Here is a 15,457-nt window from a genome sequence, read left to right on the forward strand (position 1 = left end):
GGCCGCCCTTTCCCCCTTCATCACCCCGCCCAATCTCCCCCATGCGATCCGGTGGAACCCGTCCGCTCGACGTGGATTGCTAAAGACCTTAATCGAACGGCGGCTGGCCGAAGGGATGGCCGCCCCTTTTTGGGGATATGGCGATGCCCGACACCATCCTGATTACCGGCGCCTCCGCCGGGCTGGGCGCGGATTTTGCGCGGGCGCTGGCCAAGAAGCCGGTGACGCTGGTGCTGACCGCGCGGCGCACCGACCGGCTTGCGGCGCTGGCGGAGGAGTTGGGAACGCGGCCGGATGTCGAGGTGCATGTCATCTCCGCCGATCTCGGGCGCCCCGAAGGCGTGAAGACGTTGCTCGACGGGATCGCCGACCGGGGTCTGCGGATCGACACGCTCATCAACAATGCCGGCTATGGCGCGCTGGGCGACTTTGCCGACAGCGATCTGGCGACGCAGACGGGGATGATCGACCTCAATATGCGGGCGCTGGTGACGCTGACCCATGCGCTGCTGCCGCCGATGCTGGCGCGCGGGCGCGGGCGCGTGCTGAACGTCGCCTCGACCGCCGCCTTCCAGCCGGGGCCGTATATGGCGGTTTATTATGCCAGCAAGGCGTTCGTTCTGCACTTCTCCGAGGCTTTGCACGAGGAGGTTAAGGGGCGCGGCGTGACGGTAACGGCGCTGTGCCCGGGGCCAACCAGGACCGAGTTCGCCGACGTTGCGGGCATGGCCGAGACGCCTTTGTTCGAGCGCTTCGCCTCCGGGTCGGAACAGGTGGTGCGTGACGGCCTCGCCGCGCTGGAGCGGGGACAGGCCGTGATGGTGTCGGGACTGCTCAACCGGCTGACCGCCGTCAGCACGCGGGTGGCACCGCGCGGGGTGCTCCGGCGGGCGGTCGCCAAGCTTCAGAGCGGGCGGCAATAGGTTTTGTTCGCGCGGAGGCGCGGAGACGCGGAGGTGTCTGGACGTGCCGCACTGGCCTCCTCCCTTTCGGTCGGCAGACAAAGCCGTGCTGTGGCGAAAACAGGCAGCCTGCGGCTGGGCGATCCCCCTCCGCGTCTCCGCGTCTCCGCGCGAACCTATTCCGCCGTCACCGGCGTCCGGCTCCCCCGCACGCTGTCGAAGGCGTAGAGCGCGCAACCGGCCCAGATCAGCACGAAGGTGACGATGTGGACGGGCTTGAGCGGCTCGCCGAACAGCAGCACGGCCTGCGCAAATTGCAGGGTCGGGGCGATATATTGCAGCAGGCCCAGCGTCGCGTACCGCATCCGCCGCGCCGCCGCCGCGAACATCAGGAGCGGCGCCGCCGTCACCGCACCCGCCAGGATCAGCAGCATGTCGAGATGCCGGTCCACCCCGAACGCCGCCGTGCCATTGCCGCTCGCCTGGAACAGCACGAACAGCGCAGGGGCGGCAAGCAGCAATGTCTCGACCGTCAGGCCGCCCAGCGCATCGATCGCCGCGATCTTGCGCACGAAGCCGTAGAAGCCGAAGGACAGCGCCAGCGCCAGCGAAATGCCGATCGCCCCGCCGCCATTGATCGCCAGCACGACCACGCCGATGGCGGCGATTCCCACCGCCACCGCCTGCATCCGGCGAATCCGCTCGCCTAGAAGCGCGACGCCCAGCCCGACATTGACCAGCGGGTTGATGAAATAGCCGAGGCTCGCCTCTAGCACATGGTTGTTCTGGACCGACCAGATATAGACCAGCCAGTTGACCCCGATCAGCGCCGCGCTGGCGCAGAGCAGCAGCAAGGTGCGGCCTCGCGCTGCCGCGATAATGGCCTTGCCCCGCCGCGCGACGAGCACGACGACTGCCAGCAGCAGGAGCGACCAGAGAATACGGTGCGCCAGCACCTGAAGCGCGGGCACGCCCTTCAACAGCTTGAGATAGAGCGGCAATATGCCCCAGCTGATATAGGCCCCGATACCGAGCAGCAGGCCGGTGCGAGCAGATGAAGCGGTCGTCATGCCGCCCCCTGTTCACGCTTGGGGTGCGGATGGCAAGCCAGGTGTCACCCGGCGACCATGCCCCTCACCTCGACTGCGCCGCCCAGATTGACGACCCGGCCCGATACCATGCCGGTGATCCGCACCGATGCGCCGCGCTCGACGATGACATCGCCTGCGACCATGCCCTTGATGGTCGCATGGACACCGGAGGCGACGAGGACGTCACCACCGACCATTCCGCGCACCGTCCCGTCCGACGTCACTTCCAGCGAACCGGCCGTCATTCCGCGCATGGCATCCTCCTGTCTCGAAGACAGGACGCTGGGGGCGGGATTTGGTTCAAGGCCTGAGCGTGGCCTTCGACTACGCTCAGGCCGAACGGAGGTGGGGAAACGACACCGACAGCCGTTCACGCTGAGCGAAGTCGAAGCGCACGCCCCGCCCCCGCCCAGCGCATAGGATCAATCGGCAAACAGCATCACTGGCGTTTCCAGCAGCCGCTTCAACGCCTGCACATAGCTTGCCGCATCATAGCCATCGACGACCCGGTGGTCGCAACTGATCGACAGGTTCATCAGCTTGGCCCGCGCGATCGTCTCGCCGCCGCGCCCGTCCGAGCGGAAGACCAGGCGTTCGACGATGCGGTTCGGGCCGATGATCGCGACCTCGGGGCGGTTGATGACCGGCGTCGTCGCGATGCCGCCCAGCGGCCCGAGCGAGGTCAGGGTGATCGTGCCGCCACCCATGTCGGTGCTGGCGATGCTGCCCGCGCGGGCCGCCTCGGCAAGGCGGCCGATCTCCGTCGCCAGTTGCCAGACATTGCGGCTCTCGGCATTGCGGATGACGGGGACCATCAGCCCGGCGGGGGTCTGCGTCGCCATGCCCATATGCACCGCGCCCGAGCGGTTCACCACGCCCGCCTCGTCATCATAACGCGCGTTGAGCATCGGGAAATCGGGCAGCGTCTTGCAGATCGCGACGATCAGCAGCGGCAACATGGTCAGCTTCGGCCGATTGCCTCGCCCGGCGTTGAGCTGCGCGCGCGTCTCCTCCAGCGCCGTGACGTCGATTTCCTCGACATAGGTGAAGTGCGGAATCGCGCGCTTGGACGCGGCCATGTTCTCGGCGATGCGGCGGCGCATGCCGATGACGCGCACGGCTTCGTCGGCGCGGGGGGCGCGGGCGGGGGTATAGCCCTGCCCCGAACCATAACGCAGGAACGCGTCCAGGTCCGAATGGCGCACCCGGTCGCCCTCCGCGGGCTTCACGCTGGCGAGGTCGACGCCCAGATCTAGCGCCCGCGCCCGAACGGCGGGCGAGGCCAAAACCTTCTTCTGCTCCCTCTCCCCTCCGGGGAGAGGGTTGGGGTGAGGGGCAGCCACGGGCGATCCGTCAGAGGTTTCCGCTCGCGGCATCCCCTCACCCCGGGCCTCTTCCACAGGGGGAGAGGGAGTTTGCGCTTCTTCGACGCCGGGATTTTCGGCTTCCAGCACGGCCTCTTCCGTCGCGGGCGAGGCGGCGTCCTCCACCGCATCGGTTTCGATCACCATCAGCGCCGATCCGATCGGTACCTGATCGCCGACCTCGCCCGCCAGTTCGACGATCGTGCCCGACACAGGCGATTCCATCTCGACGGTCGCCTTGTCGGTCATCATGTCGGCGACCGACTGATCCTCCTCGACCCGGTCGCCGAGCTTGACGTGCCAGGCGACGATCTCGGCCTCGGAGATGCCTTCGCCGATATCGGGCAGGCGGAAGGTGAAACGAGCCATGTCAGGCGTCCTTCAACAGGGTCTTGAGCGCCTGGCCGATACGGACCGGGCCGGGGAAATAGGCCCATTCCAGGCTGTGCGGATAGGGCGTGTCGAAGCCGGTCACGCGCGCGATCGGCGCTTCGAGGTGATAGAAGCAGCGTTCCTGGACCAGCGCGGACAGCTCCGCGCCGTACCCGCCGGTGCGCGTTGCCTCGTGCACGATCATGCAGCGGCCGGTCTTCTTCACCGACGCCTCAATGGCTTCGATGTCGAGGGGGACGAGCGTGCGCAGGTCGATGATCTCGGCATCCACGCCCATATCGGCGACCACGGCGGCGCAGACATGGACCATTGTGCCGTAGCACAGGATCGTCACCGCCTCGCCGGCGCGCACCGTCGCCGCCTTGCCTAGCGGGATGCGGTAATAGCCGGTCGGCACCTCGCCGCCGGGATGCTTGGACCAGTTCTCGGCCGGGCGATCCCAATGGCCGTTGAACGGGCCGTTATAGATACGCTTGGGTTCGAAGAAGAGGACGGGGTCATTGTCCTCGATCGCGGCGATCAGCAGCCCCTTGGCGTCATAGGGGGTCGCCGGGATCACCGTCTTGATGCCGGAAACGTGCGTGAAGATGCCCTCAGGGCTCTGGCTGTGCGTCTGGCCGCCGAAGATGCCGCCGCCGAAGGGCGAGCGCACGGTGATCGGCGCGGTAAACTCGCCCGCCGAGCGATAGCGCAGCCGCGCCGCCTCGCTGACCAGCTGGTCGAGCGCGGGGTAGATATAGTCGGCGAACTGGATTTCAGGCACCGGGCGCAGGCCATAGGCACCCATGCCGACCGCGACGCCGATGATGCCGCATTCGGTGATCGGCGTGTCGAACACGCGGGTCTTGCCATATTTCTTCTGCAGGCCAGCGGTCGCGCGGAAGACGCCGCCGAAATAGCCGACATCCTCGCCCATCACAACCACATCGGGGTCGCGCGCCATGACCACGTCCATGGCGGAGTTGATCGCCTGAATCATGTTCATGCGGGTGGTTTCGCCCGTTTCGGGCGTGGTTTCGGTGACTTCGTTCACTGGACAAAACCCTTACCAGCACCGTTCCCCGGCGAAGGCCGGGGTCCAGTTGCGGTGTCATCGCGGCGGCGCGCGGCGTTTGGCCTCCCACGCGATGGCTTGGCGTACCACCGGCTGCGAGGCGACTGGGCCCCGGCCTTCGCCGGGGAACAGGGGGCGGCCATTATTTCCGCGCCCATGGCCGTCCGCTCGCTTCTTCTTCGTCGAGCATCTGCTGGCGCTGCTCGCGTAAGTGCCAGGGCATCTCCTCGAACACACCGTCGAACAGGCTGTCGAGCGGCTGGTGCAGGCCGTGACCCAGGATACCGTTCGCCTCGGCCGCCTTTTGCGCGGCGCGGACCTCCTCGGCGACTTCGCGGTCCTGGGTCGCGTGGCGCTCTTCGTCCCATTCGCCCAGGCCGATCAGGTGATCCTTCAACCGCCGGATCGGATCGCCGAGCGGCCAAGCCGTCGGCTCCCCCGCCGAGCGATACTGGGTCGGATCGTCCGAGGTGGAGTGCCCCTCGGTCCGATAGGTGAAATGCTCGATCAGCGTCGCGCCCTGATTGGTCCGCGCGCGCTCGGCGGCCCATTGGGTGGCGGCATAGACCGCCAGCGCGTCGTTGCCGTCGACCCGAAGGCCCGCAATGCCATAGCCGATCGCGCGCGCGGCGAAGGTCGTCGCCTCCGCCCCCGCGAAGCCCGAAAAGCTGGAGATCGCCCACTGGTTGTTAACGACGTTCATGACCACCGGCGCACGGTAGACGGCGGCGAAGGTACAGGCCGAGTGGAAGTCGCCCTCCGCCGTCGAGCCCTCGCCGCACCACACGGCGGCGATGCGGGTGTCGCCCTTGGCGGCCGAGGCCATCGCCCAGCCCACCGCCTGCGGATATTGCGTCGTCAGATTGCCCGAGATCGAGAAGAATCCGGCTTCCTTCGCCGAATACATGATGGGCAACTGCTTGCCGCCCAGCCGGTCCGCGCTGTTGGAATAGATCTGGTTCATCATGTCGACCAGCGGCCAGTCGCGCGCGATCAACAGCCCCTGCTGGCGATAGGAGGGGAAGCACATATCCTCATAATCCAGCGCATGGGCGGCGGCGACGGCGACCGCCTCCTCGCCCAGCGCCTTCATGTAGAAGCTGGTCTTGCCCTGACGCTGGGCACGGAACATGCGCTCGTCGAAGGCGCGGAGCAGCACCATGTGGCGCAACATGCGGCGGAGGCGATCGGGCGAGAGCCGGGGGTCCCAGGGACCGACGGCGCGCCCTTCGTCATCGAGCACGCGCACGAGCGTATAGGCGAGTTCGTGGAAGCTGTCGGCGGGCGCGGCGGTGTCCGGGCGGCGCTGGGCACCGGCGGGCGGAACCTCGACACTGGCGAAGTCGACCGCATCGCCCGGCCGGAATTTCGGCTCAGGGACATGCAGCTGCAACGGGGCCAGGTTGGCGCGCGAAATGCCTTCTGGCGGCACGGCCATGCTCTCTCCTCAACGCTTCGCCCGATTCATGTCGGGTCGTTGCTATCTTTCAACCGGATGACATTTTATTTCAAGCGCCTTTTGGACGCTTCGTCCGGCGTAACGCGTCGAGTTGTGGTGTTTTTCCTTCTTTCCTCCCCTTGCAGGGGAGGTGGCAGCCTGAAGGGCTGACGGAGGGGTGTCACGGCTAGCGGGGACACCCCTCCACCATGCTGCGCATGGTCCCCCTCCCCTGCAAGGGGAGGAATATTGGATCAATTCCCCGTAATCACCGCCTCGAACGGCACCACCGGATGCGGGGCTTCGTCGTAGAAATTGACGACCGGCGCATCGGCCCAGGCATAGCGCACGCGGACATCGCCTGGCCGCGCATCGGCCAGCCGTACCTCCGCCCCGTTCACGCTCGCATTCGCATAACGACAGGCGCTCGCATCGCACAGCTCGAACCCGATCGGCGAGCCTGCACTCCACGCATGAAGCGCGCCCTGCACCCCGTCGAAGCGCAGCACGACCTCGCCCCCCGCGCGGATGGCCGAGGCGATCATCGGTCCGGACGCATTGGCGCGGTCGCCCGCCTCCAGCCGGCCTTGCGCAAAGACCAGCCGCTTGGCGAGTTCGTTCTTGTCCGCCGGATGGATGTCGTTGCGCACGCCGATGTCGATCGTCGTCGCGAGCGCCGCATGCGCATCACCCAGCACCGCCAGACGCTGCGTCTCGCGCAGGGCCGCCCAGGCGCTGTTCTCGATCTTCACCGGCGGCGCACCGAAATTGGCGAGCTGGACGATCAGGAACGGCAGTTCAGGGCTCTGGAACTGCCGTCGCCAACCGGTCATCAACGCGGCCAGCCGGTCGCCATAATCGGCGCGGCCGACATCGGACTCGCCCTGATACCAGGCGACGCCCTTCAATCCGATCGGCCCCAAAGGCGCGATCATGCCATTGTACAGCGTGCCGAGCCCCGCATGGCTTTCCCAGGGGCTGCGCGGATAACTCTGGTCGTTCGCCTTGTAGACCGAATAGCGCCAGCCGGTGCCCAGCGGAATCGGCTGTCCGCCTGCGGGGGTGAACTGGATCCTGTCACCGGGGCCGAACATGCCGCCCGGACCATAGGTGTCGCCCAGCCCAACGACGATCTCGTTGCGGCCCTTCTTCAGGGCCGAGCGCGGCACGGTGTAACGCCGCCAGTCGCCCCAGCCGAAGGTCGCGCCGACGACCACGCCATTGACCCAGACGGTGTCGAGCTCATCGATCCCGGCCAGTTCGATCACGCCGTCACCGGTCGGGGCTTGGGCCAAGTCGAAACCCTGCCGGAACCATACCAGCCCGTTATAGTCGGCGAGTTCGGGCACGCCCCATTCCTCCCACGGGCCGAATTTGGGCACCGGGGTCCAGTTCAACCGGTCGGGGGCGTTCCACGGCTCCTGCCCGCGTTTCGTCCCGCTCGCCTTGCGCCACCAGTCGCCCCAGCGGTCGCCGAACGCACGCAAGCCCGCCGCATGGTCGCGGGCATAGAGCGCCAGCAGGTCGGCATCGGCGGACAGGCCGGGCAGCTTGCGCGCGTCGGTCGCGGCGATCCAGGGCAGGATCTTGGTCCCACCCCAGCTCGAATCGATCGCGCCCATCGGCACATTCGCCTTGGCCGCCAGATCCTTGACCATCAGATAGCAGGCGGCCGAAAAGTCGGCGACGCTGGCGGGCGAGACGGCGGCCCAGACCGGGCGCTTCTCCAGCGGCTCGTCGGCGGACAGGCCGACATGATGCGCGATATCGAGCAGGCGGATACGGTCATTGGCCGCGCCCTTGACCAGCCCCTCGCCGTTCAGCGCCTGCTTGGTCGGATATTCCATGTTGGACTGGCCCGAACACAGCCAGACATCGCCCACGAGCAGGTCGTCCATCGTATCGACAGCGCCGTCCTTGCCCGTCGCGGTCAGCGTCAGCGGGGTGGCGGTCGCCGCCATGGCAGGCAGGGTCGCGCGCCAATGGCCCTTGGCATCGGCGGTCGCGGTCGCGCTGGCACCGCCCAGCGTCACGGTGACGCCCTCGCCCGCATCGGCCGCGCCCTCGACAATGATCGGGCGGTCGCGTTGCAGGACGGCATGGGCGCTCATCGGGGTCAGGATGCGCGGTCGCGCCTCCGCCATGACGGGCCAGGCCGCCGCCGTGCCCAGCAGCAACGCCAAACCCACACGCCGCCCGGCGCCGGACCATGAATGCCCCATCCGCATGTCATCCCTCTCCTATGCCCGGCGAAACCACAATTCCGTGCCGCCAAGGCTCGTATCGCGATCATAGGAGGGGACAAATGATAACGCTATCGGGAAACGCGGTGCTCATTCCCCCCTGGAAGGGGAGGAACAGATTTGGTCAGCGCGTCTCATCCTCGAACGTCAGCGTCGCCGCGACCGGGAAATGATCCGAGGGATAGGTCTTGCCCCGGTGATAGCTATCGGTCGCGATCGCCTGCGTGCGGAAGCCGCGCACGAACAGATAGTCGATGCGCCGGTCGGGCGTGCCGGTGAAGTCGTGAAAGGTCATCTCCGGCCCCTCGCGCCGTGCGGCGGCGGGCCAGGCGTCGATCAGCGTCGCCGCAAAACGGCGATAGGCCGCCGTGTCGGGCCGCGCGTTCATGTCGCCCGCCACCACCACCGGCAGGTCCTTCGCCAGCGCGGGCAGCCGCGCCAGGATCAGCGCCGCCGCCTTGTCGCGCGCTTCGGCATCCTCGTCGCGGTGCGCCAGATGCGTGTCGAGGAACAGGAAGCGATGCGGCTTCGCCCCCTTGGTCTCGAACACCGCCCAATTCGCCATGCGCGGCAGGTCGGTGCCCCAGCTCTGACTGCCGACGACGTCCGGCGTCTCGGACAGCCAGAAATCGCCATGCTCGACCAGGGTCAGCCGGTCGGGGCGATAGATTATGCCCATATGCTCATTGTCATGCCCGCCCCGCCGGTCGCGCCCGAACCAGCGATAGCCGGGCAGCGCATGGGTCAGGTCGTCCCCCTGCCGCTGGAGCAGTTCCTGCGTGCCGATCACATCGGGCGCGGCGCGGCGGATCAGTTCGACCATCACCGGCCGCCGCACTGCCCAGCGCGTCGCACCCTCGTCCGAGGCATAGCGTACGTTAAAGGTCATGACCCTGATCGGTTCGGGGATCGGTTCGGGGATCGGTTCGGCCATCGCCCCCGTCGCCGCGAGCAGCCCCGCCGCCGCCAGCGCCACACCCCAAATCGTTCGCCGCACCACCGTCATTCTCATTACCCCTCATAGACTTACACCATGGCGCAACGCCGCCCGCGGGTCATGGCTGCATCACATGGCATGCGCGTGACACGCTTCGTCATCACGCCGCCAAAACCAAAACAGGTCCAATTTCTGATTGAGAGTTATTAGCATTATCGATATTGGCCGCGCCGAAATCGATTGGGGGGCCGTATATGTCGAAGGTGATCTGGCGCGCGATTCTGCTGGCCGGAGTGGCGATCAGCCAAGGCGCGGTGGCGCAGACGCTGGCCGCCCCGGTCGATGGCGGCAGCGACGATCAGAAGGATATCGTCGTCACGGCCTTGCGTGACGCCAATGCCAGCATCACCGGCACCGACACCGCGCCCAACCGCTATCCGCAGTCCCTGCGCGTCATCGACCGTGCGATCATCGACCGGACCGGCGCGACGCGGCTGGACGATACGATCGATCTGGCGGGCGGCGTCTCGCGGCAGAACGACTTTGGCGGGCTGTGGGACAAATATGCCATTCGCGGCTTTGCGGGGAACGAGAATAGCGGCCCCGATATCCTCATCAACCGCTTCAGCAGCAATCTGGGCTTCAACGCGCCGGTCGATGTCGCCACGGTCGAACGCTTCGAATTCCTGAAGGGCGCCGCCGCCGCGCTGTCGGGGCTGGGCGAGCCGGGCGGGTCGCTGAACATCGTTACCAAGGCGCCTACGCCCACCCGCCAAGGCGAGGCCTCGCTCAGCTATGGCAGCTGGAACCGGGTGCGGGCGACCGGCGATATCAGCGGCCCGGTGACGAGCACCCTGTCCGCGCGGCTGATCGGCGTGGCGGAGGAAGGCGACAGCTTTCGTGATACCGTCCACACCGACCGGCTGCTGATCGCGCCGTCCTTGTCCTTCACGCCGAGCCAGGATCTGCGCTTCCTCTATCAGGGCGAGTTCATGCGCAACCGCGCGCCGATCGACCGCGGCGTGGCGGCGATCAGGGGCAACGCGCGTGCGATGGACCGCAATACGTTCCTGGGCGAACCCGCCGATGGTCGCATGACCCAGCGGATGCTGTGGCAGCAGGGCAGCGTTTTTGCCGCGCTGAGCGACCGCATCTCGCTGGAAGCCGGGCTGTCGAGCCGCGACGGCTTCCTGACCGGCTATGCGACCCAGGTCGATTTCGGCGCGCGTGGGGTGCAGGCCGATGGCCGGACGATCGGCCGGTCGCGGCGTTTCCACGACTTTCGCTGGCAGGACCTGACGGCGCGGGCGGAACTGACCGCCAAAGTCGACTGGCTGGGCCTGTCGCACGACATCCGCGTCGGGGTGGACCGGGTGCGCCATGGCCTGGACTTCCGCATGGACCAGGCGCGCGGGCGGCCGGGCGCGCCGATCCTGACCATCGACGCCTTCAACCCTGTCTATGGCCAGCCGCTGCCGGTACCCACGGCGTTTCAGGACCGTCACCACGCCTTCCGCAGCGAAAGCATCTATGCGCAGGACCTGATCCGCTTCGGCGACTTCACCGCGCTGATCGGCGCGCGCTGGAACAATTTCCGCGAGACGATGACCAATTATGTGCGCGGCAATCTGGTCCTCGACACCGTCGATCGCGGCATCACGCCGCGCGCCGCGCTGACCTGGGCGGCGAGTCCGCAATTCTCGCTGTTCACCAGCTGGGGCCAGTCGCTGCGCCTCAATCCCTCGGACGGGGTCAGCAGCTTCGATGCCGAGCGCAGCAGTTCGACCGAGGTCGGCGCCAAGTACAGCCTGTTCGGCGGCGCGCTGACCGGTCAGACCGCACTGTTCACCATGACCAAGCGCAACGTGCTGAACCCCAATGCCATCGACGTCTTCGTCAAGACGCAGATCGGCCGCCAGCGGTCGCGGGGTGTCGAGACGGTCGCCGACCTGCACCTGACCGGCGGGCTGACCGGCACCGCCACCTATACCTATACCGATGCGACGGTGCGCAACGACAAGAATGCGGCGCTGATCGGCACGATGCTGTCCAACGTGCCCAAGCATCTGGCGGCGCTCGACCTGCATCAGCGGCTCGGCACGGTGACGCTGGGCGGCGGCGTGACGCATGTGGGTACGCGCAACGGCGATCCGTTCGCCAGCGGCTATCGCCTGCCCACCTATACCATCGCGCGGCTGGATGCGAGCTGGGCGGTCAACCCGCGCTTCGACGTGCGGCTCGACCTCGAGAACCTGTTCGACACCTATTATATCGCCAGCAGCTATGCCGATGTGTGGACGATGCCGGGCGCGCCGCGCAACGTTCGCGTGACGCTCAGGGGGCGGTTCTGAACTGATCCTGTTCCTCCCCTTGCAGGGGAGGAAAATTAGGCGATCAGCGCCTGAAGAGGCTCGATCAGAACCTCTTCCACCCCGTCACCCCGACGAACCAGGATACGGGCGGCGACCTGCATCGGCGCCAGCGCCGACAGGTCCGGAAACAGCACCGCGACGGCGGTCGCCAGCGCATCGGCGAGCATCGCGGTCTCGGCGATGACATGGACCGCGATCACGCCGTTGGTCGGCGGACGGCCGGTGCGGGGGTCCAGGCCGTGTTCGCCCTTGCGATAGGTTCCGCTGCCCGCCACCGCCATCTGGTGCAGCGCCACGCGCATCGGCGGCAGATCGACGCCCGGCGGGGTTTCGAGATCGACCCACCAGGGATCGCCATCGGGCCGCATGCCGCGCCCGACCAGTTCGCCGCCCACCTCGACCAGACAATGTCGAAAGCCCAGCCCCGCCAGCATGTCGGCGACCGCATCGGCGGCATAGCCCTTGGCGATGCCCGACAGGTCGAGCGCGACGCCGCCCGGCTGCCACAGCGTCGCCCCTTCGGCATTCCAGCGCAGATGCCGCCAGCCGCTGTTGGACCGGGCCTGCTCGATCGCCGCCGCATCGGGCTCGGGTTGCGGGCCCTTCGGCCCATGGCCCCAGAGATCGACCAGATGGCCGATCGCCGGATCGAAGGCGCCGCCGCTCAGCGCCGCGACGCGCAACCCCGTGTCGATGACCGCCGCGAAATCGGGTGGCAGCCTGCACCAGCTATCCGGTGCCGAACGGTTGAATCGCGAGAGCACGGAATCCGGTGCCCAGTGACTCATCTGCGCCACCAGCTCATCGAGCCGCGCCTGGACGCTCGCGCCGACGCCTTGCGCGCCGGGCATGTCGCACGTGGCGTAGAGCACCCGCCACATCGTCCCCATCGTCTCGCCGCCCAGCGTGACGATGGCCGCCGGATCGCCGTTCGCCACGGCGTTCGGGTCGATCCGGGGCGGCAGGACGATGCGCATGGTTACGGCGTCATGACTTCGATGGTGGTCGTGTAGCTCATCCGCCGCTGCGTCGCGCGCGGGGCCGTGGGCTTGTCGTCGGTCAGCGTCGCGTTCAACCAGTACATGCCCGCCGCCGGCCACGCGTAGGACAGCACGCCTTGCGCGTCGGTGGTCACCTCCTTCGCCCCTTCGGCGTCGCGGTAGCGCTTGCCGCCGGGGACGATCGTGACCTTCAGGTTCGGCGCGGGCTTGCCGTCGACCAGAAAGCGGAACTTCGCCGTCTCGCCCGCGACCAGTTCGTCCGGATGGGTGACGGGATCGAACTCCAGCCCCTTGCCCTCGGGTTTCAGGACGGTGCGGGTCGGCTCGCCTGCGGTCACGAAAATCTCGTTGCGCGCGCTCGTCTCGGTCAGCGTCACATCGGTCGCGTTCGCGGGAATGTCGGCGACGGTCAGCGGCGGCTGGCGCACGCCGTTAGGTCCCGGCGGGCCGCCCCGTCCGCCGACTCGCTTCTCGACGCCGTCGACCTTGAAGCTGCCCATGATGCCCGACATGGCACTGCCGATCTTCCAGGTGCCGGGCTTGTCGAGCTGCACGTCGAAGACCGAGCGATAGCGTCCGGTCGAGCCGTTCTGGATCCGCCCGGGCGTGCCGTCGGGCTGCCATACCTTCACCCATTCGGTCCGGCCGGGCTGGTGGTCGGCATAGAACAGGTCGTTGGAGACGGCACTGTCGACCGTCACCCAGCTATCGGTCCCCGAAAAGATCGTCCCCGAGGGCAGCAGCCACATGCGATGCGCCGAGGCGAGGCCGGGGATCGCCAGCAGCGCGGCGGCGGCGAGCAGCTTGATATGATGGTTCTTCATGATGATCCTCCCCTGTGTCAGCGTGCCGAAACGGTCACGGCGCCCAGTTCATGGCTGCCGCTCGCCCGCGCGTTCGGATTGGGTACGGTCAGCGGCACCTGCACCAATTCGCGCCCGCCGGTCTCGCGTGCGGCCTCGACGTTCAGGACATATTGGCCGGGCTTCAGGTCGGCGGGCAGCGGGATGGCATGGGTGCCGGGCGCACGGGTCGCGCCGCTGATGCCGCTGGCGGGCATCGCCATGCTGCGCCCACCTTTCCGCCACCAGGCACGCAGGTCGGACAGCCATTTGGTGCCCGGCTCGCCGCCCGTCTTCTTGACGTCGTACCAGATGGCAAGCGTGCGCGCCGGACCGCCGGTGGCGGGCTCCAGCCAGATCGCGACATAGGGCTTGTGATATTCGGCGACGTTGAGGCGCGGAATGGTGACGTTCACCGTTGCGGCACCCGCCGCCCCCGGCAGTGCCACCGCGCCCAGCGCCAGAATAGCGGTCGATCGCATCGTGATATTCTCCATCAGTGCAGGACAAAGACGGCGATGGCCGCCGGGATCAGGAACCCCGCCGCCACCAGCGGCCAGGTCGAGGGCCGGTGCCGCGCATGCATCTGGAGCAGCAGCAGTCCGGTCAAGGTGAAGACGATGCAGGCGACCGCGAAGACGTCGATGAACCAGAACCAGGCGGTCCCGGCATTGCGCCCCTTGTGCAGGTCGTTGAGGTAGGAGACCCAACCGCGATCGGTCCGCTCCGAGGTGATGGCGCCGCTTGCCCGGTCGATGCTGACCCAGGCGTCACCGCCAGGTCGGGGCATGGCGACATAGACCTCGCCGTCCGACCATTCCCCCGGCCGTCCGGCGGGGTTCAGATCGACCGAACGCTCCACCGCCTCCGCGACGCGGGGCGGCAAGGGTGCGTCATCCGTCTTCGGGTTTGCCAGCAACGGCCGCAGGCCGGGGGCCAGCAGCCCGCTCTTCTGCACCGTCTTCGGGCTGGCCGAGATGCTGGCGGCGTGATTCAGCGTCAGCCCGGTGATCGCGAACAGCATCATGCCGACCAGCGACACCGCCGCGCTGATCCAGTGCCAGGTATGGAACTGCTTCAACCACCAGCTGCGCCATTTGCGCTTCTTGGGCTTGGGAAGGGTCGCGGCGGCGGTCATGCGTCGGCCCAGCGGCGCAGCAGATTGTGGTAGACGCCGGTCAGCTCGACGACCGAACGATCCCCCTGCCCCTTGTCCGTGCCGACCCGCTGCACCGCGCGATCCAGGTCGAACAGGATGCGCCGCTCGCCATCGTCGCGGACCATCGACTGAATCCACAGGAAGGACGCCACGCGCGTGCCCTTCGTGACGGGCTCGACCCGGTGGAGGCTGGAGGCGGGGTAGAGGACCGCGCTTCCGGCGGACAGTTTCACCCGCTGTTCGCCGTACAGATCCTCGACCACCAGCTCGCCGCCGTCATAGGCGTCCGGGTCTTCGAGAAAGAGGGTCAGCGACAGGTCGGAGCGCATCCGGAAGTCGCTGCCCCGCTTCAGCCGCACCGCATTGTCGACATGCACGTCGAACGCCTGTCCGCCCGCATAGCGGTTGAACAGCGGCGGATAGACCTTGAGCGGCAGGGCCGCCGCCACGAACAGCGGCGAGCGGCCCAGCGCGTCGAGGACCATCCGCCCCGCCTCGACCGCCGCCCCCGAATCCTCCGGCAACTGCTCGTTGCGCTTGGCGAGCGCCGCCTGCGGGCCGGAGGTGGCATTGCCGTCCGCCCAGGCGCCCGCATCGATGACGCGGCGGACCTGGGCGACCCCGGCGGGATCGAGGATATCGGGAAGGACGATCAGCATGG

At 67.6% G+C, this 15,457-nt stretch carries 14 protein-coding genes; 2 read left to right on the top strand and 12 right to left on the bottom strand.

Annotated features, from left to right (window positions below; all coding sequences use genetic code 11):
* The first annotated feature begins 143 nt into the window (after positions 1-143).
* Complete coding sequence (locus ACWKSV_RS11705; protein ID WP_076717699.1) at positions 144-923, top strand: SDR family NAD(P)-dependent oxidoreductase; 780 nt, start codon at positions 144-146, stop codon at positions 921-923.
* A 155-nt stretch (positions 924-1,078) separates the two neighbouring features.
* Here ACWKSV_RS11705 and rarD read toward each other — a convergent pair whose 3' ends face one another.
* The 7 genes from rarD to ACWKSV_RS11740 all read right to left on the bottom strand — a co-directional run bounded on the left by rarD (position 1,079) and on the right by ACWKSV_RS11740 (position 9,482).
* Positions 1,079-1,972 carry an EamA family transporter RarD gene (gene rarD / locus ACWKSV_RS11710; RefSeq protein WP_076713946.1) on the bottom strand — a complete coding sequence of 298 codons (894 nt, stop codon included), beginning with the start codon at positions 1,970-1,972 and terminating at the stop codon, positions 1,079-1,081.
* A gap of 44 nt (positions 1,973-2,016) precedes the next feature.
* Complete coding sequence (locus ACWKSV_RS11715) at positions 2,017-2,247, bottom strand: hypothetical protein (RefSeq protein ID WP_056431785.1); 231 nt, start codon at positions 2,245-2,247, stop codon at positions 2,017-2,019.
* A gap of 168 nt (positions 2,248-2,415) precedes the next feature.
* Entirely contained in the window at positions 2,416-3,726 is a 1,311-nt protein-coding gene (locus ACWKSV_RS11720) for a dihydrolipoamide acetyltransferase family protein (RefSeq protein WP_076713948.1), read from the bottom strand.
* A 1-nt stretch (position 3,727) separates the two neighbouring features.
* Positions 3,728-4,735, bottom strand: a complete 1,008-nt coding sequence (locus ACWKSV_RS11725; RefSeq protein WP_076717701.1) for an alpha-ketoacid dehydrogenase subunit beta — start codon at positions 4,733-4,735, stop codon at positions 3,728-3,730.
* 211 nt (positions 4,736-4,946) lie between these two features.
* The gene (locus ACWKSV_RS11730; RefSeq protein WP_058746021.1) at positions 4,947-6,242 is read right to left on the bottom strand and encodes a 3-methyl-2-oxobutanoate dehydrogenase (2-methylpropanoyl-transferring) subunit alpha; all 1,296 of its coding nucleotides are present in this window, start codon (positions 6,240-6,242) and stop codon (positions 4,947-4,949) included.
* Between the two features lie 254 nt (positions 6,243-6,496).
* Positions 6,497-8,470, bottom strand: a complete 1,974-nt coding sequence (locus ACWKSV_RS11735; protein ID WP_191864641.1) for a sialate O-acetylesterase — start codon at positions 8,468-8,470, stop codon at positions 6,497-6,499.
* 139 nt (positions 8,471-8,609) lie between these two features.
* Positions 8,610-9,482 (bottom strand): endonuclease/exonuclease/phosphatase family protein, encoded by an 873-nt coding sequence (locus ACWKSV_RS11740; RefSeq protein WP_237243454.1) that lies wholly within the window; start codon positions 9,480-9,482, stop codon positions 8,610-8,612.
* Between the two features lie 194 nt (positions 9,483-9,676).
* Here ACWKSV_RS11740 and ACWKSV_RS11745 point away from each other — a divergent pair, with 194 nt between their 5' ends.
* A complete protein-coding gene (locus ACWKSV_RS11745; protein WP_076713952.1) occupies positions 9,677-11,773 on the top strand; it encodes a TonB-dependent siderophore receptor in 2,097 nt (698 codons plus the stop codon).
* A gap of 35 nt (positions 11,774-11,808) precedes the next feature.
* Here the strand turns inward: ACWKSV_RS11745 and ACWKSV_RS11750 are convergent, their stop codons facing one another.
* The 5 genes from ACWKSV_RS11750 to ACWKSV_RS11770 are packed head-to-tail and all read right to left on the bottom strand — an operon-like array spanning position 11,809 to position 15,455.
* Positions 11,809-12,771: an FAD:protein FMN transferase gene (locus ACWKSV_RS11750; protein ID WP_483666800.1), complete on the bottom strand. Its 963-nt coding sequence runs from the start codon at positions 12,769-12,771 to the stop codon at positions 11,809-11,811.
* 2 nt (positions 12,772-12,773) lie between these two features.
* Positions 12,774-13,619: a DUF4198 domain-containing protein gene (locus tag ACWKSV_RS11755; protein WP_076713954.1), complete on the bottom strand. Its 846-nt coding sequence runs from the start codon at positions 13,617-13,619 to the stop codon at positions 12,774-12,776.
* Between the two features lie 17 nt (positions 13,620-13,636).
* On the bottom strand, positions 13,637-14,119 hold the full coding sequence (locus ACWKSV_RS11760) for a DUF2271 domain-containing protein (protein WP_172839596.1): 483 nt from the start codon (positions 14,117-14,119) through the stop codon (positions 13,637-13,639).
* Positions 14,120-14,133: 14 nt separating this feature from the next.
* Positions 14,134-14,775, bottom strand: a complete 642-nt coding sequence (locus tag ACWKSV_RS11765; RefSeq protein ID WP_076713958.1) for a PepSY-associated TM helix domain-containing protein — start codon at positions 14,773-14,775, stop codon at positions 14,134-14,136.
* Entirely contained in the window at positions 14,772-15,455 is a 684-nt protein-coding gene (locus ACWKSV_RS11770; protein WP_056435571.1) for a Fe2+-dependent dioxygenase, read from the bottom strand. Before ACWKSV_RS11770 ends, ACWKSV_RS11765 begins: the two co-directional genes overlap by 4 nt.
* Between the last annotated feature and the right edge of the window lie 2 nt (positions 15,456-15,457).

This window comes from Sphingomonas sp. SphC10, from assembly GCF_057004845.1.